The following is a 25895-nucleotide window of genomic DNA, read 5'->3' as shown; positions in this document are numbered from 1 at the left end:
TATGTCTAATATGGCTGTTTTATAAGCGAGGAGTAATTAATTAAATAGATTATTATATTTATTGTTGCAATTTTTTTAAGAAATTCATCACTGTATTATAACTAGTAGTATTTCCTTGAGCTTGGAAAAGTTGGGCTGCTTGCTGTAAATTTTGAATAGCTTTCTGTTTATCACCTTTTTCAGAGTAAACGAATGATAGACCTAAATAAGCTTGAGCTAACTGAGGATTTATATTAATTGCTTTGGTGTAATCAGCGAGTGCTAAATCCCATTTCTTCTGCTCTTTGTAAAGAATACCCCGATTGTTGTAAGCACTAGCAGAATGAGGATTTATATTAATTGCTTTGGTGTAATCAGCGAGTGCTAAATCCCATTTCTTCTGCTCATTGTAAAGATTACCACGATTGTTGTAAGCACTAGCAGAATGAGGATTTATATTAATTGCTTTGGTGTAATCAGCGAGTGCTAAATCCCATTTCTTCTGCTCATTGTAAAGATTACCACGATTGTTGTAAGCACTAGCAGAATGAGGATTTATATTAATTGCTTTGGTGTAATCAGCGAGTGCTAAATCCCATTTCTTCTGCTCTTTGTAAAGAATACCCCGATTGATGTAAGCTTCAGCTAACTGAGGATTAATCGCAATGGCTTTGGTATAATCAACAAGTGCTAAATCCCATTTCTTCTGCTCTTTGTAAAGAATACCCCGATTGTAGTAAGCACCAGCAAACTGAGGATTAATTGTAATAGCTTTGGTGAAATCAGCGAGTGCTAAATTCCATTTTTTCTGCTCTTCGTAAAGAATACCCCGATTGTTGTAAGCACTAGCAGAATGAGGATTAATTGTAATGGCTTTGGTGTAATCAGCGAGTGCTAAATCCCATTTCTTCTGCTCTTTGTAAAGATTACCCCGATTGTAGTAAGCAAGAGCAAACTGAGGATTAATTGTAATGGCTTTGGTGTAATCAGCGAGTGCTAAATCCCATTTCTTCTGCTCTTTGTAAAGAATACCCCGATTGTAGTAAGCATCAGCAAACTGAGGATTAATTGTAATGGCTTTGGTGTAATCAGCGAGTGCTAAATCCCATTTCTTCTGCTCTTTGTAAAGATTACCCCGATTGTAGTAAGCAAGAGCAAACTGAGGATTAATTGTAATGGCTTTGGTGTAATCAGCGAGTGCTAAATCCCATTTCTTCTGCTCTTTGTAAAGAACACCCCGATTGTAGTAAGCATTAGCAGACTGAGGATTAATTGTAATAGCTTTGGTGAAATCAGCGAGTGCTAAATCCCATTTCTTCTGCTCTTCGTAAAGAATACCCCGATTGTAGTAAGCAGAAGCATGTTGAGGATTAATCGCAATGGCTTTGGTGTAATCAGCGAGTGCTAATTCCCATTGCTTCTGCTCTTTGTAAATATTACCACGATTACTGTAAAACGCAGCACGGGGATTGAGTTCAATTGCTTTATTTATTGCTGCTTCTGCTTCTGCATATCGTTTTAAATTCTCTAATAATTGCTTTTTCTCATTGTACAAGTTTGGGTTGTTTGGCTGGAGTTGAATTGCTTTTTCTATTGCTACTAACCCCTTTTCTGGCTGCTGGAATATACGATAAAATGAACTTAGTTTTTGCCAAGCAGCTACAAAGTCCGGTTTGAGTTTGGTTGCTGACTCTAATGCAGCTATTGCTTCTGGATCTTTTCCACTCCACCCCAAAGCTAAACCCTTGCCATAATAAGCTAAATAAACAAATGCTGGTTTTAGCTTGATGGCTTCATCAAATGCTGTGACTGCTTCTTCATAACGACGCAATCGCCACAGTTGATTTCCTCTTTCTATCCATTGGCTAGCTGTAGCATTTCCTTTGTCGATATCTGTTGATAATGTCGCTGCTTGAATAGACTTAATTTGTTCGGCTTTTAATTGCGGTGCAGCATTAGTTTCTACTTTTTGCGCTTGCACTCCCAATCTTGTTGCTAACCCTAAAAAGGTACTGGTTGGAATACCTAAACTATAGCCTAGTTGTACTCTTCCATCACTAGTACCCCTATCTCCTGTTTTCTCATCAATGGCTTGTTCCCCTTCTGCACGTCCATGAATCCCAATCACTCTTCCCATAAAATCTAATACTGGCCCGCCACTCATGCCACCATAGGTGATGCTGCTGTAAACTAACTCATATCCTCCGGTTAAAGAACTCGCTGTTTGTAATTGGCTAGAACTATCAGTTTGAAAATCTGATTGTCTAGATTGTAGTAATCCTTGTTCTTTTTCAAAAATCTGCCCCATTGTCAACCGCCAAGGTGAATTATTCCCTAATTTGGGATAGCCAGCAGTTAACATATAATCGTAATCATTAGGATTATAATTTGCTAAAGTCGCAACTTGATAATTCTGGTTACTAGCAGTAAATTTAACAACCCCTAAATCTACACCTTCTTCTGTTTTAATCGTGCTTTTATCTATAGCATATTGTTTACCATCTGGCGCAAGTATTTGATAGTTATAGTTTCCACATGGCTGAGTAGCATCTTCTCTTTCACAAACAACGTGCGCTGCTGTTAATACTGTATAAGTATCCCCATTTTTAGCAATGATTATTCCCGAACCATTAGCGTTACTACTACTATCAATTCTAACGGTGATTTGTTTGGCTTTTTGTTCTAAGTCTCTTAACCATCCGGTTAATTGGGTTGTAGGTACATCAGGTTGTGATTGTGGTAAAGGTAAAGAATAAGCTGTTAATATCTCTGTATTAACCTGCGCTAAAAAAGTTGAGATTGGTATTCCCCAACTTACTTTTCGCATTTCCTGGATTTCTGCTTCTGTCGGTCTAGAATCATCAGGATATACATAACCTGTGTTAAAAATGGGATAAGCACTTCTACCATTTATCCCAATTAGTTCTCCACGCGAGTTGAGAATTACACCGCCACTCATTCCCTGTTCAATATCGCTGGTGTAACCAATTTGATATCCTTCTTTAAGCGGTCGTTGGGCAATTTGTTGTACTTTACCTGTGCGAAATACTAGCTGTCTTTTTTCTGAGGAATATCCCACCGCCATGACTGGTGTCTCTGGGTTGGGAACTGATGTAGCAATTTTTTCCTGTTCGGGTAAACAATAGTTTTGGTTTGACTCGAATTGAATTAAAGCTAAATCAAATTTATCAAAGTTAGTTTTGGGAAGAATTTGTGCAGGATAAGTTTTACCGTCAGATGTTTGGAGGTTAAGGCTGTTCATTCCTCTAATTACATGGGAGTTGGTCATTACTAAATAGGTATTGCCTTTTTTAGCGAGTAATATTCCTGAACCTCCGTTATTGTCACCAATTACTCTGACTGTAATGTTCTCGGCGAGGGTTTGCAGTTGTTTTTCGGAATACTCTCCGGTTTCTGGGTTTTCTGGTGTGATTTGACAAGTGGAAGTTTCTACTTTTGTTTGGGAAACTTTATCAGGGAATGTTTGAACAGCAAAGGTGTGGGAAGGGAATAAGAGTAGGGAAGCAATCAGGGTTATGGTTTTATTCATAGAAACTAGACTATTGGTGTTGTGAACAGAAGTTTATGGATTTCACGCAGAGGCGCGGAGGCGCGGAGAGTAGAGTCAAGAGTTATTAAATTTCAAATATTCTTGTTTGTTGAAATTCTTTATGAGTGATTATGATTTGGAATTTTTCTCCTACTTCAGCACTAAACTCTAATTGAATCCAATTATCTTCATTTCTTGATGTGACTGATAAAACATCTTCTCCTGATTCATCTTTAATGCTTAACTCCACTCCTTCAGGTAAAACATTATTTCCAATAGGATATACTTGGGTTAAGATGTCAATTTCTCCTGCTTTTGGCTCAGAAATTTTGACTACTAAAGCTACAGAGATTTTGTCAAGATTCATCCCCAAGTCGATTTTTTGCCCTCGTGTCATCGTCACGGTACTTTTAAAAGCTAATCCCAATTGTTGGGGATTTAATAGATGCTCAATAGTTTGCCAACCTGCATCAACAAATCCATCTAACCATTGCCCAATTTTCACCATAGTTGGTGATTTTTCTATTTGGGAGGAGTTAGCTATTTCTAGTTCGCTCAAATAAATTAAGAAATCATCTAAGGATTGCAACTGATGTAGAGGAATTTCTGCTGCGGCTTGAGGTGTAAAACCTAAAATGGTTGCTTCTTGGAAGTCGGAATTGAATTGTACTGCTATATAACCAACTCTGTCTGACCAAACTTCGGGCGGAATTTCACATATTTCGGTGTTTGTTAATACTGGACGACATTCTAATTTACCGATGTTTTTTATGTTTAAATCAGCTACATTCATCAGTTGAATTGTCAGGCGATCGCGGCTATCACTCCCCTCTAAATCAGTGGCAAATCCCATACACTGGAGATAGTAATCTACAGCATACACAGCTAAAGTATTGAGATAAATTTGTTGCTTTTTAAGAGGGTTAGAAATTCCTTTGCTATATTCTTCAGCAATAGTACGAGCTTTGTTAGTTAAAGTTACGCTAAATGTTAATTGATCGGTGATACTTTTCATTAGACAATCTCCAAAGTTTTCTAAGATAATTAATTCAGTTTCTATATATACTTCTTTAGATAGGTGACAATATTACGCATTCGGCGGCGATAAAAATCAGAAGCTGTTGAAATTGGTACGCCTAATTCTTCAGAAATTTCTTTCCATTGTTTACCTTCTATAATCAATAGCAAAATAACTTTTAAATTAGCTTGGGGATTTTCCTTAACATACTGGCTACTTAAAAAATTCTCTGGGTCATTTTCAATAATTTCTTTTAGTTGTTCTTCGTTAGATATCTCACTCTCTACGGGTACTTCTTGGTTTAATGTATCTAAAGAGTCAATTTCTTGCTGTTTGGGAAGCCAAGTCATTCCTCTTTTTTGGTCTTTTTGTCTCACATCCGACATTCGTCGGGAGAAGATTATATTTACCCACTGCATTACAGAATATTGTGGATCATATTTTTCTATTTTTTGACAAATTTCTATGAATGTGAGTTGTAATGCTTCATGATAATAATCTTCATATTGGGGTGATTCTAACCACTTAGTTTGCTTACTCAATTTCCCAGAATATTTAATAGCATTGATCAGCTTATTTAAAGCTATGCGTCGTTTTGCTCTGTCAGTGGGGTTTTGACTGTCAGCAGGATATTGCTTGGCTTCATTAACTAGCTTTTGTAGTTCTTGGTTGAGAGTGTCGTCTTTTTGTGGGAAATCATTCGTCATCTCACACTCCATAACTCCAGTAGAGAATATCTATTCTGGTATCTTCTCTTAGCAGAGGATTTTACGCAAAATGCGTGCATGATTACAAAACTTTACGTGATGAGCTTCAGGATACTGTCTTTTCTAAAAAGCCGCACCCGGTTTATATTTCTGTTCTGCAACATCCTGCGAAGCCAAATAATTTTTAGCAATAATAATAGTTAGTTAAGCGAGTTGAGATTTAGCTAACTATGGATAATTTACCCGAAAGCAAGTCTAGCTCCCCTGCTGGGGGTGGTTTACCTGTAATTCAGTATTGGGTAGAGCAAACTCTCTCACCGCAGGGATTAAAATTATGGCAAACTCTCAATCATAAAAGTGCGTGTTTATCTTGCGCGTGGGGTACGGGTGGACAAAAAGGGGGGTTTGTTAATGAAGCGGGAGAATATTTACAACGCTGTGCTAAAAGTGTAGAGGCGATCGCTGCGGAATTGCAACCAGGGATTAAACGAGATTTTTTCCAAGTACATAGTATCAGTGAATTACAAAAACTGGATTCTCAAGGGTGCGATCGCTTGGGTAGATTAAGTTATCCTGTCATTCTCAGATCAGGTTCATCCCATTATCAACGTATAACCTGGGAAGAAGTTTACCACATCGCTACACAGGCTTTTAATTTACCACCGGCACGAATTGCTAGTTATAGTTCGGGACGTTCATCTAATGAAGCGGCTTATTTACTACAATTATTCATGCGATCGCTAGGTAGTAATAATCTAGCAGACTGTTCAGATTTGTGTCACGCACCCTCAACAGTGGGGTTAAAGAAGGTTTTCGGCTCAGGTACATCAATGGTAAGCCTAGAGAGCTTAAAACATAGTGATTGTATTGTTTTAATTGGTTCTAACGCACCTGCAAATCATCCGCGACTGATGAACGAATTAATCAAATTGCGGGAAAGAGGCGGTAAAGTAATTATTATTAATCCTCAAATTGAAATCGGTTTAGTTAAATTTGCATCTCCCGCATTTCCTATCAAATCTTTACTCACAGGCGGTTCAGATATATCTTCTTTATACTTACAACCAATTCCTGGTAGTGATACCGCATTATTTGTAGGACTGCAAAAATCTCTAATTGCCCAGAATTTGATCAAGACAGACTATCTTAAATCCTATACACAAAATTGGCAAGAAGTTGTAAATTACGCTAATAATATATCCTGGGATAGTATCACTAATACCTGTGGTTTATCCCAAGAAGAAATCACCGCAGCAGCTTATATGATTGGTACATCAGCGCGGGTAGTTTTTGCCTGGGCTATGGGTATAACTCAACACGCTAATGGTGTAGACAATATTTTTAGTATTGCTAATACAGCCTTAATTACAGGCAATGCTGGTAAAATTGGTGCTGGGACAATGCCAATTCGAGGACATTCTAATGTCCAAGGATTTGGTTCAATGGGTGTCACTGTCAACTTGCGAGAAGAAATCAAACAAGCCCTATCTCAACTATTAGGAAAGCCCTTAAATGAAACTCCTGGTTATCATACCCGTGACTTAATAACAGCAGCAGAATTAGGTAGAATAGATACATTATTTTGTTTAGGGGGAAATTTGTATGCAGCTAACCCCGATTTACACCAAGCAAAACAAGCATTGTCACAAATAAACACTATATTTTATGTAGCAACTAAACCGAACCTAGGACATTTTCACGGATTAGGAAAACAGCATACTTTAATATTACCTGTATTTAATCGCTTTGAAAACCCTCACAAAACAACAACTGAATCTGGTAATAACTTTGTGCGGTTAAATAATGCAGGTAAAAGTCATTTGCAATCACCCAATGCTGACTTGATTTCCGAAGTAGAATTAATTACAGAAATTGCTCATCGTTTACATGATGAAAGCCCGATAAATTGGCGTAAACTGCAAGATACAGTTTATGTGAGAGAATTAATTGCTAAAACTATTCCTGACTATCAAAAAATTAGCACAATTGACCAGACGAAAGAAGAATTTATGATTGAAGGGCGGATTTTGGATGAACCAAAATTTCCCACATCTGATGGTAAAGCGCAGATGTTTGTCACTCCTTTACCACAATTATCAGTACCCACTAAATCAGAGTTTGGTGTGGCAGAAAATCAGCCAGGGATTGTAGTAATTTTAGGCACAGGACGCAGTTATGGTCAACATAATACAGTAGTTTATCGCAGTGAAGATAAATATCGAGGAATGTCCCATCGTCACTGTATTTTAATGAATCCTCTGGATGTCAGAAAAGCCGGATTTCAAGAACATCAGCGAGTCATAGTCAAAGGAGATAGGGGAGAATTAGACAATATTGAAATTATTTGCGGGGCGATTCTTGAGGGTGTAGCTTTTATGTTTTATCCTGAAGCTAATGTGTTATTTAAAGCCAAAATTGATCCGCAAAGTGGCACACCTGCTTATAAAAGAGTTCCGGTTTGTATTATGGCTTCTTCTATACCCTATTTATAGAAAAGTTTACCTTGAACAATTTCTATTTACTCTATATATTTCTGTGACTGGATTTGTCAGGATTTTCTCAAATTAAATCCTTATAGATGACTTGTAGTCGCTGCAATATTGTCAAAAAATGACCATTATCTATTAGTTGTGCTAGATGTCCACTACAAAAACGTTCTTTACGAACGTGGCTAGTAAATAATTTCTGTATTGTAGAAATATCGGCTACATTTAATAATTCGGGAGTAGTTATAAAAAGATTCGCTTCATGCTGCCAATTTGTCCAATCAAAAGATATGACAAATTTTTCTGTGTAAAGTGCTGTGATGAATCGATGAAATTCTTTAGAATAGTTGTAGGGGTCTAACGTTAGAGGTTCTGTTTGTATGTCATATAGCTGGCAGTCTTGATTAGAAAATAATGTTACAAAGGTAAGTATATTATCAATATTCTCTAGCGTAATCTGATTAGACATACTCAAGACTCAAAACTCAATTGCAAAAATTAGCAGACAATTAGAGCGTTTCTTAATCACATGAGGTATATCATAGCCCCCTCTTTGCGTGCGGGGAGGAGGTTGGGGTTCTTGTACCTCACTAAAACGATAACCGCTATAGACAGATTCACCACATATATTTTTATACAGCCTCACACTAAATCATGCACGCAACATCTCCTACAGGAGCAGATTTAGTAGAAATATCCGCCTGTTTTGACAAAATTTTCTTGATTCTCTGCTAAATCCACCCCAGATGCTGATTAATTTCAGTACGAATTTTTCTTGTTTTTTTTAGTTGTAACATCTATTTTCTGTATCCTCCGATGACTTTGATGACAAGTGATACACCAGAAGCATTAGAATCAGATAAGGAAATTGAGCGTTTAATTGATGAAATAATGTCAGCCAATCTGACTGATGAACAGTACCGCGAAAAAATGCAGCGTCGTAAAGAAGTACAAGAACGACGCATAGCATCAGCTGTGCCAGAAAAAGGGTTAATTATTGTCAATACTGGTAACGGTAAAGGGAAAACAACCGCCGCCTTGGGTATGGTGTTGCGATCGCTTGGTCATGGTTACAAAGTAGCCATTGTCCAATACATCAAAGGTTCGTGGGAACCTTCAGAAAAAAAGGTGTTCAGCCTTTGGGCAGACCAAATAGAATTTCACGCAATGGGGGAAGGCTTCACCTGGGAAACCCAAGACCGCGATCGCGATTTGGAAAAAGCCAGCGCAGCTTGGGAAAAATCACTAGAATTTATCCGCAACCCTGATTTTCAGGTGGTGCTATTAGATGAAATTAATATTGCGCTTAAAATGGGATATTTACAAGTTGATGAAGTGTTAGCTGGTCTAGCAGAAAAGCCACCCAATAAACACGTCATCCTCACTGGTAGAGGCGCACCCGCCGCTATCATTGACCGTGCTGACCTAGTTACAGAGATGACCCTGGTTAAGCATCCTTTCCGTGATCAAAACGTCAAGGCGCAACCAGGGATTGAGTTTTAGTTAGGTGACAGGGGACAGGTGACAGGTGACAGTTAACGTTGAGTACACATTTGGAGAATGCGGCGATCGTTCCCACTAATAGCGTTAATCTGGTGATAGTCTTGCAAGGCTACAGAGTGGGCATAAGTCATTGGCTCATCGCTGGAAAATGTAGGTATTCTACTAGTTGTAGCTACATCTGGTGAAATACCTGCATCTGGTGTAGTCGTAACAGTCATTGCCAACTCTCCAGATTGGTTGAGTGTGCCTTGGAAACAGCTAAACTCAGACCTAGGCATATATAATGCACCAACTAATCTACCTTGCCGTTTTTGAAATACAACATAACCTTGTCCTATCTGGTTTGGTTGTGCTGATTGACCATACAGATAAATCCCATCTTTTGTAGGTATGTTGACTTTTTGGTTGAGTCCTGAGTTTTTGGCAGCTTTTTGAGTATTAATATTCTTTTCTAAACTGACAGAGGAAGCTAGTCTAGGTTGCTGTGACTGAAGATTGGTAATGCTTTGCGTATCTTTAGCTGCGGTGTTGAGTTGACTTCTTTGGTCACGAACTTGTCTTAGTTGCACTAACAGAGGAGTCGAGGAACTATCTTGTTTTTGCTGCGTCAATTTGGGGAGAGTAGCGGCAATCCCTTGTGTAGAGTAAGGCGATTGTTTAATCTGATTATTGAGTAGAGTTTTTTCACCCACCACACCAAGGGTGAAAATTAGACCAATGGCGGGGATTGTCAATTGGCGCAAAGAAAAAAAGTTAGATATGTTGTTAAGCACCCGACTTCTCCTGTTACAAACTTAACGACTTCCTCAGCGATTCACTTAAACCATACCCAAGTCTCTATCATTTAAGTTTCGGTCAAAGGTTTGATTAAAATTTCTGAGAATTACAAACAGCTAAAAAATGATGTTTTTATCGAATTTTCGATGATAGTCTTACCTTATCACTGATGAAGACATTAATGCTTCCCCCACGAGGCTCATTCTATTGGGGGATGCAATCGCACAATCCCTACACTGAAAAGGTTTTGACATCTTGCTGCTATATTTAGCAGTTAAAAAAATTGACGTTTCGCCTCAATAACATCTCGCTTTGTTAAGTACGTATATATCTACAACCGCAAATAATTCAATTTCGGAAAAGGCGCAATTTTTTTTTGACTATCCTACAGACTTGAGTTTTTATTTGTTGACACTCCCCAGCCTAAAGGCGTGGGGATTCTACATTCACAGACTCGCCGTTAGACGACAGGCCCCGGCCAATCGCCCAAGAGGGCAAATCTCCTGTAGCGTAAGTGACCGTATCCCTACCGTACTGAGTCCTGATCTCAAAATAATAAATACTACTTATGCCGCACCATTCTTCATCATCTGGCTCAAAATCTTTTGCACAATTTGCACCCCTGTCACAGCTTGCCAGCCAAACAATCCCAACAGAATAAGGTTCAGCGAAACGTGGATGCTGCGAACCCAGTCATGCTTCTGCATAAAGGGAACTAACGCCGCAGAAGTAGAAATTAACCCCACCATCCCTAAGCCAGCAAAAAGATGAGGGCCAATCACAATCTTGCCATTATTGAGGTAGGTAACAATGATTCCCCCAATCGCACCTATTACCATCAGTGCCAGGAGGATAGAGCAATAACTTAGTTGACAAATAAATAGACAAACCTCTACAAGATATGACAAGCTTAGACAAGAAAGCAATACAGTGTTGAGGTCGAGCAATGCTTTTATCCATCAAAACAAAGCTCAAACTAAGTCAAAACCAAAAAATCATCATGAGTAAACACGCTGGTATTGCGAGGTTTACTTATAATTGGGGTTTAGCTACTTGGAACAACCTTTATAAAGATGGATTAAAGCCTAACAAATATCTCCTAAAAAAGTTCTTTAACAACCACGTTAAACCAGAATTCACCTGGATTAAAGAAACTGGTATTTGTCAGAAAATAACTCAATACGCCTTTGATAATCTTGGTGATTCTTTCTCTAGATTCTTTAGTGGAAAAGGTGGATATCCTAACTTTAAAAAGAAAGGGCATCATGATTCTTTTACTATTGATGCTGGCGGTAAACCTATTCCTGTTGGTGGTAAATCAATAAAACTGCCTACGATTGGATGGGTAAGAACTTACGAGATTTTACCTCACACTACTTGTAAATCAATCACAATATCACGCACTGCTGATAGTTGGTTTATTGCCTTCGCTTACGAGCAGAAACATGAACCAACCGTTAAGCAACACGATGTTGTTGGCGTTGATTTAGGTGTCAAGGAACTGGCAACACTCTCTACAGGTGTTGTGTTTGCTAATCCCAAACATTACAAAACTAATCTAGAAAAACTGAGAAGATTATCTAGAAGGTTTGCCAGAAAAAGCAAAGGGTCTAACAACCGATATAAAGCTAAAATTCAACTCGCTAAACATCATTCTAGGGTAGCTAATCTCCGAAAAGATACGCTCCATCAAATCACTACTTTCTTATGCAAAAACCACGCAAAAATAGTAGTAGAAGATTTAAAAGTTTCGGGGATGTTATCTAACCATAAATTGTCCCAAGTCATTGCTGATTGCGGTTTCCATGAGTTCAAGCGTCAGTTGGAATATAAAGCTAAAAAGTTTGGTTGTGAAATAATTATTGCAGATCGTTGGTATCCATCGAGTAAAACCTGTTCCAATTGTGGACATATTCAAGATATGCCACTCAAAGAAAGAACCTACAACTGTGGTAGTTGTGGTCATTCAATGGACAGGGATTTAAACGCTGCAATCAATTTATCGAGGTTGGCTAAACCTTGAAAGCTTACTGTAGCTTGCTTCCCGAAGGGTGGGATAACCGCTCCCATGCTCCCAGTGAAGTAAGAAATAAATGTCTAGACTTGTCTAGGATTTATATAGCAGCCAATTTGGTGATGGCGGATGGCGAATCTACCTTTGACCAGTTCTTTCTTGATATCTCCGTCTGCCAGCCTCATTCGTCGGACTTGCACACCCAGGTACATGGCATAGAGCGCAACGACCAGCAAGATCCACATAGTAACAGGGTGAAAAAAGCTGAGATAAGGCTTGAGAACTGCTAAACTTTCCGAAATCATAATAGATATTTCTAAATTAGCTATGAAGAATTAGTCACAAAAAAGTATGGCATACTGTTGTTTGAAATCATGTTTGAATACTGGAAAAACTGTATGAAATGTACAAGAAAAATATAAGTCTTGATATTAAAAAATACTAGTTATTTAAGAGTTATAATGAAAAAGAAGATAAGAAAAAATGCAATCCCTTGAGAGTCACTTCCTACATAATTAGACCAAGGGTTTTCTAAGGGTTTTGCAGCCCATTCAAGAATTTTTTAAGGGTTTTGTAGCCCATTCAATATTGGAGATTACAGTTATAAGGTCAACTTTAGTCATCAAATTTTAAGGAAATCTATCATGGACACTAGTCTTCCAATTGAAAGTCCATCCCTATCACGGCGGCAGCTACTTAACTTTCTGACAGGAGCAACTGTTGCGGTCACTGCTGGTGCTGCACTCTATCCTGCTGGCAAATTCTTCATTGCTCCAGCAGAAAAAACGGGAGCGGGAGGTGCTATTTTGGCTAAGGATATTCTGGGTAATCAAATCCCAGCAGCGCAAATCCTAGCCGAACAGCCGGGAACTCGTGCCTTGGTTGCAGGTCTAGCAGGAGAACCCACCTACCTGATTGTTAACGAAGATCACACCCTAGATCATATCGGGCTTGTCGATAACTGCACTCACCTAGGTTGTACCTTCCCCTGGAATCCTTTGGATCAGCAGTTTCAATGTCCCTGTCATGGTTCTCGCTATGCCCCAGATGGTACGGTGGTGCGTGGACCAGCTCCTCTACCGCTTAAGATTGTCCAGGTTGTGGTGATTAACAACAGCATTTTAATCTCGCCGTGGACGGATACTGATCCTCGCACTGGAAAGAAGCCCTGGTGGGTCTAAGAATGAAGTGATCAGGATTTTGAATTAGTTAAAGAACATACGGTTACAGTCAGCCCCACCCTAATTTTTAATGAAGGACGGCAGAGACTCAACGGCAATGTAGGCTATCGGTTCATCAAAGCCAATATTCGAGAGTCACTGCACAATCTTCCGGGAGAGCAATCCTGGTGTTAGGAATCTTGCAATAATTTATCGTAAATTCAAGGGTTTAAGACCCCTACGTCTACACGTAGTATCAGTTGAGTTGGGGTTTAAATCCCTAACTCCAACTGTCTTTAATTTTGAATTTTGAATTTTGAATTTTGAATTGTTAAGGCTTGCAGCTCCAGCATTTCTGATAATTATTGCTAGTTACTTTGCTTATATGAAATACAAGAATCGCCTCGTGTTAAGCCAGAAGCTTTCCAGAAATCTTTTAGATGAAAAGTGAACGAATAAGGATTTATATAGCAGGCAAAACCATGAGATCGAAGCTATACGGTTTGGTTGCGTGTTTAACAGCTTTGAGCCTGTTAACAGGTTGCTCTCTCAGTTTGGGTGGGCTTAGAGGCTCTGGAATAATTAAGACCGAATCTAGGGAAGTAGGTCGATTCTCATCCATTTATAGTAAATCTGTAGGTAAAGTCACGATACAGCAGACGGGAAAAGAGTCTCTCACGATTACCGCCGACAACAACATTCTACCTCTCCTAGAGAGTCGTGTAGCTGACAACATTTTGTATCTCACGATCGCAAAAGATGTGAATATGAACCCCTCTCAGCCCATTGAGTTCGTTGTGGAGGTGAAGAGCCTAGAGAGCTTGAATATAGATGGTGTTGGTAGTATTGAAGTCAAGGGTATTCAAGGTAAACGGTTGTCAGTTTCACTTGATGGAGTGGGTAGCATAGCGATTGCAGGTAGTGTTGATGTGCTGGATCTAGATATTTCTGGAGTCGGTAGCTTTCAGGGTGAAGGACTCAAGACTAAGCAAGCTACGGTTCGCCACATGGGCGTAGGGAGTGTGGTGGTTAATGTCAGTCAGCAGTTAGATGCGACTGTATCCGGCGTGGGTTCAATAGAGTATATTGGCTCTCCTCAAGTCCGGGAATCTGGTCGAGGTCTGGGGTCGGTCAAAAAACGGTAGCTAATATTTCTCACCAATGGGGTTCAGGAGGCTCATCACCTTGTAGAGTCGTAGCACGGCTACGACTCTACATTTAGCTAGCAACGTATTCTTTGACATTAGCTCGACGGCGACGCAGATGAGCTAAGGCTTGATGCTCTAGTTGACGGACGCGTTCACGACTGAGGTTTAATCGTTCGCCAACTTTTGCTAGAGACAGTTCGTTACCATCCTCTAAACCAAAGCGGAGTGCTACGACTTCTCGCTGTTGGGGTGTGAGTTCAGCTAACAAGGTGTTCAAGTCTTGGCGTAAGAACTCTTGGGTAGTGTAATACTCTGGTGACGGGCCGTCATCTTCGAGCATTTCTTGCAGTTCTGTATCCTGGTTGTCACCCACTCGCACATCTAAAGAAACTGGTTGACGCGCCATGTTCAGATATTCCCGAATCTGAGCAGGTTCTAGTTCTAGTTCTTTGGCAATTTCCGCCGGAGTTGGCGATCGCCCCAAAGTCTGTGCTAGTTCGCGTTGTACTTTTTTAATTTTGTTCAGTTTCTCGGTAATATGGATAGGTAGGCGAATTGTCCGACCTTGTTGAGCGATCGCACGGGTAATTGCTTGGCGAATCCACCAGTAAGCGTAGGTGGAGAATTTATAGCCCCGCATTGGGTCAAATTTCTCTACTCCTCGCTCTAATCCTAAAGTTCCCTCTTGGATTAGATCCAGAAACTCCATGTTCCGTTTCTGGTATTTTTTGGCGATCGCTACTACTAAACGCAGGTTCGCTTCAATCATCTTTTGCTTGGCGCGTTTACCTTGAGCTACGGTTTGTTTCACCTCTGTTTCTGATTGGTGAACATGATCAGCCCACTCTGGTAAACTGGGTTCGCGTTCTAACTCCTTCGCTAAGGCTTCCTTAGCGTCTAGAAGTGTCATCATTTGCTGCACCTGCTTCCCGTAAACAATCTCTTGCTCACGGGTGAGCAGGGGAACTCTACCAATTTCTCGCAGATAGGTTCGCACCATATCAGCCGTGAATTTGGCGTTCAGGTCTTCATTTTGGGTGTTAACAGTAGGCATTGGTGCGTTATCCTCTACTCCCTAAACACAATCAATCTTGAGTAACTAAATCTGACAGTGGAAATTAGTCAAATATGACAGAACATGACGCGCTACCAAAACTTCCACAATTGCGTATGTCCATTTTTCAGAAGGCGCGTCCTTGAGATATGTTCCCCTAGCTTCCCTACATTTTTGAATCTCTGACAAGCAATCTGGGTTGTTTTCAAGAATTCTTTCTTTTAGTTGCTAGTGGCAACTGTTCAATCCGAAGTCAGTATGAGTTCTACTTATCTCATAGTAGAGCAAATCAGGCAGATAGTAAAGTAGCCTGAAGATGGATATATATTATAATCCAAAATGGTTTGTTTTTTAAAAAAATTTACTTCCTTCACCCGGCTAACTATATCTATAGTGACGTGGAAACCTCTTCTCCTGTTGCATGGAAGTAGGGAGATAACCGAACTGGGTGGGTCAAGATTATGGAGGGAAGTTACGAACAGTAAAATTTAGGAATTATTTATTGGGGATTGTAGTTAATAGGTTCTCTGTGGGAACTGTTGACTATTCCCAATTTATTTTCAGAACCCTAAATCAGCTTTAGCTAGTTCAGCAGCTGCAAATACCTCTTCGTCTGGTTTTTCTTCCCAAGCGGTATCGCCAATTTCGGTGTAAAAGGTGGCATCATAGGGACGGGTTCTTACTACCACAGGCATAGGGACGGCGTGACCTAAGATTAAGGCTTGTTGCTTGGAGTCTAATTTTGCTAACACAGACCTTAAACCACCAGCACCAGAAACACCTGTAAAGATTGCGTCGATGTCTTTCTCATCGTTGAGCAAAGCGGTGATGCGAGTGCCGATTTGGGACATGACTTCATTATCTATCCCAGAGGGTCTTTGATCAACTACTAGAAGTGTTACGAAATATTTTCGCAGTTCACGGGCGATTGTGCCGAAGATGGTACTTTGAACGATCGCTGGGTCAAGGAAGCGGTGAGCTTCTTCTATGGTAATCATTAATGGTGTGGGGCGATCGCAGGGATTTTTGCTTTGTAGGAATTTATCAGCCTTTTTGACGTAATGCTCATGAATCCGTCTGGTGATCATGTTAGTCACCAACATATAAGAAAGCATATTCGACTGAGAACCAAATTCTACTACTACATTTTTCCCAGCCTCTAAGGATTGTAAGATTTTACTAATATAATTCTGGGGACAAACTGCCCGCATATATTTAAGTCCATCTAAACGCAATAATTTGCGCTGCAAGGCCATAATTGAGCCTTTGTGTCCCCGCTTCTCATCACAGAACATCTCAATGTCTTCATTAGTCATGTTCAGCAGTTGGACAATCCAAGATTTGCCGAACTCACTATATAAGATGTTGGCATTATCTAAAGCTGCGTCCGATAAGCCTAAATCTCGACTACATAATTTTACATCTTCGACTTCGATTTGTTCATAACTCAGATAAAGTTCTTGGGAATCTCGCACCCCGCGACGCTTGCTAGATTCAGGATCAAGGGTGTAGACTTCGACTCTACCAGGAAAAAGCTGCTTGAGTCCCTTCACAGTGTTAACGTTTTTACCCTCTGCTACGGCTTCCCAGCCATATTCAGAGTGCATATCAAAAATCAAGCTGACTGCGGCATTTTTGCGGATAACACCGGCTAAGAGTAAGCGGGTGAGAAAAGATTTACCTGTACCCGATTTGCCAAACACCCCATTACTACGTTCCACGAAGCGGTTTAAATCGATACACACCGGGACATCCATATCTAGAGGTTTCCCAATGGAAAAGTTCCGCCTTTGGGGGTCATCTTCCCAACCAAATACCCGCCGAAAATCTTCCACGCTAGCTTCATAAACTTGGCTAAAGTGGCTAGGGATAGTTTTCACGGGGAGTAATTCCATCGTGGTACTAGTTTGGGGTTGGAAGGAAGCCAAATTAGTAGAGGATGGGACAAAGGGGTTGACTGATTTACCATCTGTGGTGGAAAAAGACTCATTAGATTCAGGGGTGAACATTAACATGGGTGAGAGGTTAATCGTCCCATATGTTCCACTACCAGCTAACACGTCTCGTAAAAACGTGTCTTCCCAACCGGGGGGGCTAGCGATGATGCGGGCGTTAGCTACACCCAATGCTACATCTGTCAGCATACAAAAAAAGCGCGATCGCATCCCCTGGACGACTAGAAATTTACCTACCCGCATATCCTCAACGGAAATATCGGGGTGTAATCGCACTTCTAAACCCCCAGTCAAAGAACCTTGGATTACTGAACCTAATGGTTGTGGCAAATTTTCATTAGTCATTAGGAATTGGGTTATGAGTTAATAGCCATTCGTCCCCCCCTGTCACCTGTAACCTGTCACCTATTCCCTAATTAATCAATCTGAATAGAAGTTGGCGCAGAACCAGTGGGAGGAACGCCGATTAATGGTTTGCGGAATTGGGTGTAGATGCGATCGCGCCAAGCAAAAAACGCTGCATAATCAGGGTTGTCTGCTATAGATGGTACACCTTTACCTCGAATACTGACTGGTAAATCTAGGTAAGCTCCTTCAGGGAACTTTAATAGTATAGATAAACCTGCGACTGCTAAATCAGCTAAGGTGGGTTCATCTCCAGTTAGGTAGGGACTATCAGCTAACAATAGGGTGACTGCTTCTAGGTCTTGTTTTAAATCTGCGATCGCAGATTTGATCACCTCTGGGGTATATCCTACACCAAAGCCCAACACTGTCATAAAATCACCCGGCACACCTTCTACTAAAGTTTTGAGGATATCCGGTGTGGAGGTTGGTAATAAAGACTTACGAAAATTCTGGTCTTGACTGATAGCCGAAAATAGTGCTTTTCTGCCCTTGATACCGATTGACTCATCAGCCCATTCTTCCATTAATAAAGTTAAACCCCGGCGTTTGGGGTCTTGTGGTATCAGAGGACGATCTGGATATTCTAAGTCTAAATACTTAGCTATTTCGGTAGAATCTGCAATATATCTACTACCATCTTTTAATACTGGTAGTTGCTTTTGCCCAGTCAACCGAAATAACTCTACCTGTCCAATCCCAGGTGTCACCTCAATTTTGCGGTATTCCAAACCTTTATAGTCTAGAATCAGCCGCACTTTTTCCGAGTATTGCGAGAGTTCCCACTGGTATAATTCCAACATATTATATACCCTGTAACTAATGATTTCATGAACTTTCTAATTGTATCTTCAGTTCTAGTAAATTTCCTGAGTAAATAGTTAATTATTACCTAATTTATTTGCTCAAAAAATTGTTTATTTGGCATTTTTTATAGTTCTTGGTATCTCAGTAAAACTAATTTTTCCTATCAATGACCATAGCAATTTCTACAGCTATTCCGTAAAATAGCAAACATGAATTAAATTTGCTATAATGTGCCATCAACAGTAAATCTTAGCCGTTTAGTATTGAATTTAACTGAGTCATTGACTAATTCAAAAATTCTGGCAATTAGTCTTAACCTGCTTTAAAGCTAGATTAAAAGCTGAGAAATCATATTTTTACCCAAAAATCTTGCTGCCGTGGTTAGATTTTGTTACTAGTAAGATGTTATAAGTCTTTAATGTAAACGCTGTAAAATTAGAACAAACAAAATTTATGAAGCTCAACTACAGCACACTGCTAACTAATTTTGCTAGTGTAGTAAGTCTAGCAGGTGTTAGTCTCCTGATCAGCTTACCATCAGGTGCGAAAGAGGTTTTAAATCCCAATCCTAGTATTTTCCAAGAAGCTCACTATAATCGGAGTCTATCGACCCCTGGTAATGTTATAGAACTCACCAAGGGTAACGACAAAAAACAGATAGCACAAACCCCAGGGAGTGGTAAGGTCAATCCTAGACCTAGCATCTTTAACGAACCTCCCTATAATCGTGGTAGTCGCACCACACCAACTGAAGTAGCACCACCCCCAGCAACAACACCCACCGCACCTGAGAAACCAGCCGCAGGAACAACTGAAACTCAGGGCAAAACCTTGTTAGCATTAGCGGAGTCTTCTCCTTCTTTTACAGTGTTAGCCAAAGCTATCAAAGCCGCAGGACTCAGTGACGTTCTACAAGGCAAAGATAACTTTACAGTGTTTGCACCTACTGATGCTGCGTTTGCGAAATTACCACAAGACGCTTTAGAAGAATTACTGAAACCGGAGAACAAAGAAGTATTAGTCAAGGTATTGACTTATCATGTTGTTGCCGGTAGTGTTTTATCAACTGATTTAAAATCAGGCCAAGTTAAAAGTGTTGAAGGCGGTCCGATCAATGTAAAAGTTGATCCTAAAACTGGTGTTACTGTCAATGATGCCAAAGTGAGCCAGGCAGATATTAAAGCGAGCAATGGTGTAATCCATGCCATTGACGAAGTAATTTTACCTCCCGATTTGTAGGCTGATGTCAAAGCTAGAATAGCTAGCCTAAAATCGAGCTTTAAATGGTAAAAGCCTCATTCAAGTTTTATTTTGAATGAGGCTTTTATCTAGTTTGTAGTAAGGACTTTAGTCCTTCTTAAATTCTTCCAGAACAAGGGCTAAACCCGGATTTCTCACCAATTATTGCAACCTCAGTCCAGAGTCCGTAGGGGCGGGTTAAGCGAAATATTCGTGAATGATTCGAGCATATCTGTGAACCCGCCCCTACTGTTTGTGAGAAATGCAGGTAAAGCCCTTACTACAAACCTTGAATTATTTCTTTGCAATCACCCACACCGCATGAATAATTCCCGGAAAATAACCCAAGAATGTCAACAGAATATTAATCCAGAAGTCTTTACCTATCCCTACTTGTAAAAAAACTCCCAGAGGTGGGAAGAAAATCGCGCATAAAATCCGCACTAAATCCATGTCAACCTCCTTGTGAGATTACTGCTGCTCTTGATATAACTACTCTAGAATTGGCTCTGATTCCTGAATTTTAACTTTTGACTTCCGCGTAGCTGCACTAGCCACCGCTAATTTTAGCTTTATAGCCTAGCTTAATCAAAATTTCCAAAATTTTCTGTTTATGGTCGCCTTGCAGTTCTATTTCATTATCTTTAACTGTGCCACCCGTGCCGCACTGAGTTTTTAAGGTTTTTACTAAATCAGCCAAGGTTTCTGGTTTGGTTTGAAAACCAGTAATTACTGTAACCGTTTTACCCTTACGTCCAGAACGGGTAGCTTGCACTCTCAGATTTTGTTGTTTTGGCGGTAATTCTGGAGTTGCTCTTTCAGTGGCGGCGGGGTTGTCATTACCAAATTCGCGGTAGGTATAATGCTTGTCGGCAGAGTTGGAATTGGAAGAAGACATAAAATTTCAATGGAGAAAGACTTTAGAGGCAATGCCAAGCTGTACTAGGAATCAAATTCTAGACTAACATCACAAATCAGAGCCATGCCTGCGGCGTGAGTATATTCTCTCTGATTCAGACTTTACTTATAATAATTAGGCTGTCCCATCATCAACATAATTTCCGTGACTACCACTCCCCTATCTCCAAGTTCTCCCTCTACAACTCTAGTTCCCGATACACAAGGACGTTTTGGACGCTTTGGCGGAAAGTACGTCCCGGAAACCTTAATGCCTGCTTTAGCTGAATTAGAAGTAGCTTATCAGCAATACCGCCATGATTCCGGTTTTCAAGCAGAACTACAACAACTGCTCAAAGACTATGTAGGACGAGCCACACCGTTATATTTTGCGGAACGTCTAACTGCTCATTATGCCCGTCCAGATGGCACAGGGGCGCAAATTTACTTAAAACGTGAAGACTTAAATCATACAGGCGCACACAAAATTAATAATGCTCTTGGTCAGGTATTACTGGCAAAGCGTATGGGTAAGCAACGCATTATTGCTGAAACAGGTGCAGGACAACATGGTGTTGCTACTGCCACAGTTTGCGCTCGGTTTGGTTTGTCATGTGTGATTTACATGGGCGTTCACGATATGGAACGCCAATCTTTAAATGTATTTAGAATGCGGTTGATGGGGGCAGAAGTTCGCCCAGTGGCTGCTGGTACAGGTACTCTCAAGGATGCTACCTCTGAGGCTATCCGGGATTGGGTGACGAATGTGGAAACAACGCATTACATTCTAGGTTCAGTAGCTGGCCCCCATCCATACCCCATGATGGTACGTGATTTCCATGCCATCATCGGTGAAGAAACTCGCGCTCAAGCTGTAGAAAAGTGGGGCGGTTTACCAGATATTCTCATGGCTTGTGTGGGTGGTGGGTCTAATGCAATGGGACTATTCCACGAGTTTGTACATGAGTCATCTGTAAGGTTGATAGGGGTAGAAGCGGCTGGAGAAGGTGTCAATACAGAAAAACACGCTGCTACCTTGACAAAAGGAAGAGTTGGTGTGTTGCATGGAGCGATGAGTTACCTGTTACAAGATGAAGATGGACAGGTGACAGAGGCGCACTCAATTAGTGCGGGTTTAGATTATCCTGGTGTTGGCCCAGAACACAGCTATTTGAAGGATCTTGGTCGCGCGGAATACTACAGTGTGACTGATGCAGAGGCTTTAGAAGCATTCCAAAGATTATCTAAGCTGGAAGGAATTATACCAGCCTTGGAAACATCCCATGCGATCGCCTATTTAGAAACTCTGTGTCCCCAACTAAGCGGTAATCCCCGAATTATCATTAACTGCTCTGGACGCGGTGACAAGGATGTACAAACTGTAGCTAAGTTTCTTAATCCTGCATAAATAGGGATTGGGACTGGGGACTGGGGACTGGGGACTGGAAAAGAAATTTTTCCCTACACCCCTACACCCCTACACCCCTACACCCCTACACCCCTACACCCCTACACCCCTATTAAATCGCTTCTATATCTACCGCCGAACATTGCAAGGCATCATCACACGTAAAAACCAGCAATGAACCATTGGGGCTGATTTGAAACAAAAAATTATCGGCGTTATACTCGGCTCGATTCCTTGTCCCGGCAACAACGGGATTGTATCCTAATAACACTAATCCTTTGGATGAAGATTTCAGTTGCATTGTTTGATCAACGGCTACAGTTCTACGTCGTAGGGGATGAAAATATCGGGTTCTCATCGCTCCTAAATAGCCGTCCATCCTCAGAATACTTTCATAAACAATGCCATCAACACTGTAGGTAAGTTTCCATGTTCCATAAAGAGGAGAATTTGCTTCTGTGAGTTGAGCAATGGTAAATGACGAAGGCTGTGGAGTTATTGGAGAATTAGCATTTACTGGCTTCATCCCAGAAAATCCAATTCCTACGATTAACACTCCCATTGCTATAGTTCGTTTAAAAGTCATATCTGGCTCTTCTCCAAATTAGTGTTGTTGATTAGTGGCAAAAAATCACATGAGAATTTAGGTTCTGGATGAAGTCAGAATTTTTTCAACTTCATCCAGAGGTTAATACAACTTGAATTCTGCCTTATCGCATGATTATTAATATTTTTTAATAACTTCTCACAGAGAAATAATATTGTTTCTAGTCGCACCTAAATTCACATTTTATGCAGTTGATTATTTTTTGGCTAATAAATAATCATGGCTAAAAAGGCTAACAAATTTATCTATTCATAATTTAATTGTTTGCTATATAACGCCTAAAACTATACTAATATAGACCGAATTATTAAATCTATGAATCTTTAATGAGAGAAATTAAATTTTATTACCTGATTTAGGGCTTATTTAGGGTTTAAAATTAGTTTGATGAGCTACTTTCTTTGCCCAGAAGGTAACAAGTCCATTTTTAAGAATTATTATTTTAATATATAGAAATATTTAGTATTAGCTAATAATCCAAATTTGGCATTTGTAAACCTATTTATTTGAGCTTGATTGAGAATCACTAATATCAGAGTAAATTCATATTGGGAAAGTATGAATATTAGCGATCGCTACCCATTTATGAAAAACTATGTATTTAAAAGTTATCAGAGAATAATCGTAGTTAGGTAACTATAACCAAAGAGATATGACCACAGAGGGAGGTTGTTCAATTTATAACGGTCTGGTTAGATGGTTGCAACAACTACATGGCTTGAAAAATGCTTCGGACAACAATTTATAGTCTTGCTCTAGGAAGTTTCGTTCTCGCCAGTGGAGCGAGTGCTGTTTCTTTACAAACTCAATCTGTAAATCAATCTGTTCAGCCAAAGTCTTCAACCATCAAGTACGATCTAGCACAATATTTTCCAGGACAATACAATCGTCGTCCTGTAAAATCTTTTCCCCAAAGACGATATAGTCCTGGACAATCAAATCCCGGCTCTTCCGGTGGACAATCAAACCCCGCCTCTTCCGGTGAACAATCAAATCCCGCCTCTTCCGGTGAACAGTCAAATCCCGCCTCTTCCGGTGGACAATCTAACTCTAATGCTGCTTCTATAGAACAGTCAGTTTTCGACCAAATCAACCAATACAGAGCTTCCCTAAATCTACCAGCACTCACACGTAATTCTGCTATTGATGAGCAAGCTAGAGGTCATAGCCAAAATATGGCTAGTGGTCAAGTTCCATTTAGCCATCAGGGTGCTGAACAGCGATTTAAAGCAAGTGGTGTTGCTTACAAATCAGCTAATGAAAATGTTGCTTACAACCAAGACAGAGACCCAGCTACGAGTGCTGTGCAAAGTTGGCTAAAAAGCTCAGGACACCTTGCTAACATCAAAAGCAATACGAATGTGACTGGTATTGGTGTTGCAGTTAACGGCCAAGGCGTAGTTTATCTGACGCAAATTTTCATGCGTGCTTAAAAAGGATTGGGGACAAATCAATTCAAAATTCAAAATGACGCTCGTTCGCCCTTGGCGTGCCGTAGGCATGACTCGCTCTAAGCGAAGCTATGCCGTTGGCGAAGCCTCTCGAAGAGAAGGCTTTACGCTGCGCTAACAAAATTCAAAATTAAATAACTGGGGATTGGGGATTGGGGACTAATCAACTCAAAAGCCAAAAGATTATTTCTTATATCCTCTGCTCCCCTGCTCCCCCTGCTCCCCCTGCTCCCCTACACCCCTACTTCTCTATGAATCTCCAAAAGTATCCTGTTCTATATTCCCAGGATGAGAAGTTAGAGTATAGGTCTTATAGTATGTACACAAAGTAATTTCGCATGTCCCGACAAACTGCTTTTGGCATCGCTTTAAGTACGCTTGTCCTTGCGGGAGGGTTGCTTGTTCCTCCCATAGCAGGCCATACGTCTACACAAGCACCTAATGAGGATCAACCGTTGTCGATTGTTTCTACTCAGGTTGCTAGCTCTACGGCGTTTCAAACTACTGCTTTAGAAAAATCAGTGTTTGAACAAGTTAATCGATATCGAGTAGCTAGGAGGTTGCCAAAGCTGACTCTCAATGAAAACATCACTCGCCAAGCCAGAATTCACAGTCGAAACATGGCTAGAGGAAAAGCACCATTTAGTCATAACGGATTTGAGGAGCGAGTTTATGCTATTCCCCTTCGTTACAATAGTGCTGCGGAAAATCTCGCTTTCAACCGGGGATATAGTGATCCGGCTAATCAAGCGGTGATTGGTTGGTTAGAAAGTCCTGGACATTTAAAGAATATCCGAGGTAATTATAATCTTACAGGAATTGGTGTCGCGGCTAATCAGAAAGGTGAAGTTTATCTCACACAAATTTTTCTGCGTACTCGCTAGATGGCATTGTGGTGTTTTTGCACAATAATAATGTATGTCTGACTGCATATATTATTAATTAATTCATGACATTACAAGACTTTCAAGTGAGCGATCGCGATTTGAGTGATGAGGCTGTGTCCCAATATTTACAGTCTGAAGTGCTGGCTGTTGATACCGAAACTATGGGATTATTACCGCAGCGCGATCGCTTGTGTCTAATTCAGCTGTGTAACCAACAAGGCCAAGTCACAGCTATTCGCATCGCTAAAGGACAAACAGCAGCTCCCAATTTAAAGACGCTGCTAGAAGCTACAAATGTCCTGAAACTATTTCACTTTGCGCGTTTCGATGTTGCGACCTTACGTTATTATTTGGATATTCATGTCCAGCCAATTTTCTGCACCAAGATTGCTAGTAAGTTAGCTCGCACTTACACCAATCGTCATGGACTCAAGGATGTGGTGCAAGAGTTGGAAGGTGTGGAACTCGATAAAAGTTCTCAAAGTTCCGATTGGGGTAACGCCAGTAATTTGTCTGATGCTCAACTGAATTACGCCGCCAATGATGTCCGCTATTTGATTGGCGTACAACAAAAGTTAACCGCCATGCTCAAACGAGAAGAACGTTGGGAACTCGCTCAACAATGTTTTCAAGTTCTCCCCACAATCGTTTCTTTGGACTTATTACAATTCAAAGATTTATTTGAGCATTAAAGAAGCAATCAAAATTTAAATATAGCGTTTCTCGGTTGAGTGAGATATAAGAACCCCACCCCCAACCCCCTCCCCGCTAGCGAGGAGGGGGCTATCATATATCTAATTTGATTAGGAAACGCTATAGTAATTCGTAATTCGTTTCATTAAT

At 40.4% G+C, this 25895-nt stretch carries 23 protein-coding genes and 1 pseudogene; 10 read left to right on the top strand and 14 right to left on the bottom strand.

Annotation, left to right across the window (positions count from 1 at the left end; translation table 11 throughout):
* Positions 1 to 58 precede the first annotated feature (58 nt).
* The 3 genes from L6494_RS03125 to L6494_RS03115 form a co-directional block, all read right to left on the bottom strand.
* Positions 59 to 3529 (bottom strand): serine protease, encoded by a 3471-nt coding sequence (locus L6494_RS03125; protein WP_237991407.1) that lies wholly within the window; start codon positions 3527 to 3529, stop codon positions 59 to 61.
* 85 nt (positions 3530 to 3614) lie between these two features.
* Complete coding sequence (locus L6494_RS03120; RefSeq protein ID WP_237991406.1) at positions 3615 to 4544, bottom strand: DUF1822 family protein; 930 nt, start codon at positions 4542 to 4544, stop codon at positions 3615 to 3617.
* A 41-nt stretch (positions 4545 to 4585) separates the two neighbouring features.
* On the bottom strand, positions 4586 to 5254 hold the full coding sequence (locus L6494_RS03115; protein ID WP_237991405.1) for a sigma-70 family RNA polymerase sigma factor: 669 nt from the start codon (positions 5252 to 5254) through the stop codon (positions 4586 to 4588).
* 230 nt (positions 5255 to 5484) lie between these two features.
* Here L6494_RS03115 and L6494_RS03110 point away from each other — a divergent pair, with 230 nt between their 5' ends.
* The gene (locus L6494_RS03110) at positions 5485 to 7746 is read left to right on the top strand and encodes an FdhF/YdeP family oxidoreductase (RefSeq protein WP_237991404.1); all 2262 of its coding nucleotides are present in this window, start codon (positions 5485 to 5487) and stop codon (positions 7744 to 7746) included.
* Positions 7747 to 7813: 67 nt separating this feature from the next.
* On the opposite strand, the gene L6494_RS03105 is transcribed toward L6494_RS03110, so the two are convergent.
* Positions 7814 to 8209 (bottom strand): DUF6508 domain-containing protein, encoded by a 396-nt coding sequence (locus L6494_RS03105; protein ID WP_237991403.1) that lies wholly within the window; start codon positions 8207 to 8209, stop codon positions 7814 to 7816.
* 356 nt (positions 8210 to 8565) lie between these two features.
* Here L6494_RS03105 and cobO point away from each other — a divergent pair, with 356 nt between their 5' ends.
* A complete protein-coding gene (gene cobO / locus L6494_RS03100; protein WP_237995772.1) occupies positions 8566 to 9243 on the top strand; it encodes a cob(I)yrinic acid a,c-diamide adenosyltransferase in 678 nt (225 codons plus the stop codon).
* A gap of 32 nt (positions 9244 to 9275) precedes the next feature.
* On the opposite strand, the gene L6494_RS03095 is transcribed toward cobO, so the two are convergent.
* The 3 genes and pseudogenes from L6494_RS03095 to L6494_RS03090 form a co-directional block, all read right to left on the bottom strand.
* A complete protein-coding gene (locus L6494_RS03095) occupies positions 9276 to 10016 on the bottom strand; it encodes a hypothetical protein (RefSeq protein ID WP_237991402.1) in 741 nt (246 codons plus the stop codon).
* A gap of 427 nt (positions 10017 to 10443) precedes the next feature.
* Positions 10444 to 10574 (bottom strand): annotated as a pseudogene (locus L6494_RS31110) (RNA-guided endonuclease TnpB family protein); the annotation flags it as partial.
* Positions 10575 to 10586: 12 nt separating this feature from the next.
* Positions 10587 to 10928, bottom strand: coding sequence for a DUF4079 domain-containing protein (locus L6494_RS03090; RefSeq protein ID WP_237995770.1), 342 nt, complete (start codon positions 10926 to 10928; stop codon positions 10587 to 10589).
* Between the two features lie 38 nt (positions 10929 to 10966).
* Here L6494_RS03090 and L6494_RS03085 point away from each other — a divergent pair, with 38 nt between their 5' ends.
* Positions 10967 to 12043: an RNA-guided endonuclease InsQ/TnpB family protein gene (locus L6494_RS03085; RefSeq protein ID WP_237991401.1), complete on the top strand. Its 1077-nt coding sequence runs from the start codon at positions 10967 to 10969 to the stop codon at positions 12041 to 12043.
* 74 nt (positions 12044 to 12117) lie between these two features.
* On the opposite strand, the gene L6494_RS03080 is transcribed toward L6494_RS03085, so the two are convergent.
* Positions 12118 to 12339 carry a DUF4079 domain-containing protein gene (locus L6494_RS03080; protein WP_237991400.1) on the bottom strand — a complete coding sequence of 74 codons (222 nt, stop codon included), beginning with the start codon at positions 12337 to 12339 and terminating at the stop codon, positions 12118 to 12120.
* A gap of 339 nt (positions 12340 to 12678) precedes the next feature.
* Here L6494_RS03080 and petC point away from each other — a divergent pair, with 339 nt between their 5' ends.
* Together petC and L6494_RS03070 are read left to right on the top strand one after the other, a co-directional pair.
* On the top strand, positions 12679 to 13215 hold the full coding sequence (gene petC / locus L6494_RS03075; RefSeq protein WP_237991399.1) for a cytochrome b6-f complex iron-sulfur subunit: 537 nt from the start codon (positions 12679 to 12681) through the stop codon (positions 13213 to 13215).
* Between the two features lie 461 nt (positions 13216 to 13676).
* Positions 13677 to 14339 (top strand): GIN domain-containing protein, encoded by a 663-nt coding sequence (locus L6494_RS03070; protein WP_237991398.1) that lies wholly within the window; start codon positions 13677 to 13679, stop codon positions 14337 to 14339.
* A 73-nt stretch (positions 14340 to 14412) separates the two neighbouring features.
* Here the strand turns inward: L6494_RS03070 and L6494_RS03065 are convergent, their stop codons facing one another.
* The 3 genes from L6494_RS03065 to L6494_RS03055 form a co-directional block, all read right to left on the bottom strand.
* Entirely contained in the window at positions 14413 to 15396 is a 984-nt protein-coding gene (locus tag L6494_RS03065) for an RNA polymerase sigma factor, RpoD/SigA family (RefSeq protein ID WP_237991397.1), read from the bottom strand.
* A 560-nt stretch (positions 15397 to 15956) separates the two neighbouring features.
* The gene (locus L6494_RS03060; protein WP_237991396.1) at positions 15957 to 17696 is read right to left on the bottom strand and encodes a helicase HerA domain-containing protein; all 1740 of its coding nucleotides are present in this window, start codon (positions 17694 to 17696) and stop codon (positions 15957 to 15959) included.
* Positions 17697 to 17767: 71 nt separating this feature from the next.
* Entirely contained in the window at positions 17768 to 18559 is a 792-nt protein-coding gene (locus L6494_RS03055; RefSeq protein WP_237991395.1) for a glutathione S-transferase family protein, read from the bottom strand.
* A gap of 457 nt (positions 18560 to 19016) precedes the next feature.
* Here L6494_RS03055 and L6494_RS03050 point away from each other — a divergent pair, with 457 nt between their 5' ends.
* Positions 19017 to 19802 carry a fasciclin domain-containing protein gene (locus L6494_RS03050; protein ID WP_237991394.1) on the top strand — a complete coding sequence of 262 codons (786 nt, stop codon included), beginning with the start codon at positions 19017 to 19019 and terminating at the stop codon, positions 19800 to 19802.
* 294 nt (positions 19803 to 20096) lie between these two features.
* Here L6494_RS03050 and L6494_RS03045 read toward each other — a convergent pair whose 3' ends face one another.
* Positions 20097 to 20255 carry a YqaE/Pmp3 family membrane protein gene (locus L6494_RS03045; protein ID WP_237991393.1) on the bottom strand — a complete coding sequence of 53 codons (159 nt, stop codon included), beginning with the start codon at positions 20253 to 20255 and terminating at the stop codon, positions 20097 to 20099.
* 97 nt (positions 20256 to 20352) lie between these two features.
* Positions 20353 to 20700 carry a translation initiation factor gene (locus tag L6494_RS03040; protein ID WP_237991392.1) on the bottom strand — a complete coding sequence of 116 codons (348 nt, stop codon included), beginning with the start codon at positions 20698 to 20700 and terminating at the stop codon, positions 20353 to 20355.
* A gap of 165 nt (positions 20701 to 20865) precedes the next feature.
* On the opposite strand from L6494_RS03040, the gene trpB reads away from it, so the two are divergent.
* Positions 20866 to 22107, top strand: coding sequence for a tryptophan synthase subunit beta (gene trpB / locus L6494_RS03035; RefSeq protein WP_237991391.1), 1242 nt, complete (start codon positions 20866 to 20868; stop codon positions 22105 to 22107).
* Between the two features lie 112 nt (positions 22108 to 22219).
* On the opposite strand, the gene L6494_RS03030 is transcribed toward trpB, so the two are convergent.
* Positions 22220 to 22693, bottom strand: coding sequence for a hypothetical protein (locus tag L6494_RS03030; RefSeq protein ID WP_237991390.1), 474 nt, complete (start codon positions 22691 to 22693; stop codon positions 22220 to 22222).
* Between the two features lie 746 nt (positions 22694 to 23439).
* Between L6494_RS03030 and L6494_RS03025 the strand changes: the two genes are divergently transcribed.
* The 3 genes from L6494_RS03025 (at position 23440) to L6494_RS03015 (ending at position 25744) form a co-directional block, all read left to right on the top strand.
* Positions 23440 to 24147 carry a CAP domain-containing protein gene (locus L6494_RS03025; protein WP_237991389.1) on the top strand — a complete coding sequence of 236 codons (708 nt, stop codon included), beginning with the start codon at positions 23440 to 23442 and terminating at the stop codon, positions 24145 to 24147.
* Between the two features lie 356 nt (positions 24148 to 24503).
* Entirely contained in the window at positions 24504 to 25049 is a 546-nt protein-coding gene (locus L6494_RS03020) for a CAP domain-containing protein (RefSeq protein WP_237991388.1), read from the top strand.
* A 65-nt stretch (positions 25050 to 25114) separates the two neighbouring features.
* A complete protein-coding gene (locus L6494_RS03015) occupies positions 25115 to 25744 on the top strand; it encodes a ribonuclease H-like domain-containing protein (RefSeq protein WP_237991387.1) in 630 nt (209 codons plus the stop codon).
* The last annotated feature ends 151 nt before the right edge of the window (positions 25745 to 25895 follow it).

Source organism: Nostoc sp. UHCC 0870 (assembly GCF_022063185.1).
Classification (GTDB): Bacteria; Cyanobacteriota; Cyanobacteriia; order Cyanobacteriales; family Nostocaceae; genus Trichormus.
This window is presented reverse-complemented; position numbering and strand designations above follow the sequence as displayed.

Bases quoted from the DNA above. Each gene is read 5' to 3' on its own strand.
- L6494_RS03085 (WP_237991401.1), top strand. From the start codon at position 10,967: ATGCTTTTATCCATCAAAACAAAGCTCAAACTAAGTCAAAACCAAAAA.
- L6494_RS03040 (WP_237991392.1), bottom strand. From the start codon at position 20,700: ATGTCTTCTTCCAATTCCAACTCTGCCGACAAGCATTATACCTACCGC.
- L6494_RS03070 (WP_237991398.1), top strand. From the start codon at position 13,677: ATGAGATCGAAGCTATACGGTTTGGTTGCGTGTTTAACAGCTTTGAGC.
- L6494_RS03025 (WP_237991389.1), top strand. From the start codon at position 23,440: ATGCTTCGGACAACAATTTATAGTCTTGCTCTAGGAAGTTTCGTTCTC.
- L6494_RS03050 (WP_237991394.1), top strand. From the start codon at position 19,017: ATGAAGCTCAACTACAGCACACTGCTAACTAATTTTGCTAGTGTAGTA.
- L6494_RS03115 (WP_237991405.1), bottom strand. From the start codon at position 5,254: ATGACGAATGATTTCCCACAAAAAGACGACACTCTCAACCAAGAACTA.
- L6494_RS03055 (WP_237991395.1), bottom strand. From the start codon at position 18,559: ATGTTGGAATTATACCAGTGGGAACTCTCGCAATACTCGGAAAAAGTG.
- L6494_RS03110 (WP_237991404.1), top strand. From the start codon at position 5,485: ATGGATAATTTACCCGAAAGCAAGTCTAGCTCCCCTGCTGGGGGTGGT.
- L6494_RS03015 (WP_237991387.1), top strand. From the start codon at position 25,115: ATGACATTACAAGACTTTCAAGTGAGCGATCGCGATTTGAGTGATGAG.
- petC (WP_237991399.1), top strand. From the start codon at position 12,679: ATGGACACTAGTCTTCCAATTGAAAGTCCATCCCTATCACGGCGGCAG.
- L6494_RS03060 (WP_237991396.1), bottom strand. From the start codon at position 17,696: ATGACTAATGAAAATTTGCCACAACCATTAGGTTCAGTAATCCAAGGT.
- L6494_RS03080 (WP_237991400.1), bottom strand. From the start codon at position 12,339: ATGATTTCGGAAAGTTTAGCAGTTCTCAAGCCTTATCTCAGCTTTTTT.
- L6494_RS03020 (WP_237991388.1), top strand. From the start codon at position 24,504: ATGTCCCGACAAACTGCTTTTGGCATCGCTTTAAGTACGCTTGTCCTT.
- L6494_RS03120 (WP_237991406.1), bottom strand. From the start codon at position 4,544: ATGAAAAGTATCACCGATCAATTAACATTTAGCGTAACTTTAACTAAC.
- L6494_RS03045 (WP_237991393.1), bottom strand. From the start codon at position 20,255: ATGGATTTAGTGCGGATTTTATGCGCGATTTTCTTCCCACCTCTGGGA.
- L6494_RS03065 (WP_237991397.1), bottom strand. From the start codon at position 15,396: ATGCCTACTGTTAACACCCAAAATGAAGACCTGAACGCCAAATTCACG.
- L6494_RS03105 (WP_237991403.1), bottom strand. From the start codon at position 8,209: ATGTCTAATCAGATTACGCTAGAGAATATTGATAATATACTTACCTTT.
- cobO (WP_237995772.1), top strand. From the start codon at position 8,566: ATGACAAGTGATACACCAGAAGCATTAGAATCAGATAAGGAAATTGAG.
- L6494_RS03125 (WP_237991407.1), bottom strand. From the start codon at position 3,529: ATGAATAAAACCATAACCCTGATTGCTTCCCTACTCTTATTCCCTTCC.
- L6494_RS03030 (WP_237991390.1), bottom strand. From the start codon at position 22,693: ATGACTTTTAAACGAACTATAGCAATGGGAGTGTTAATCGTAGGAATT.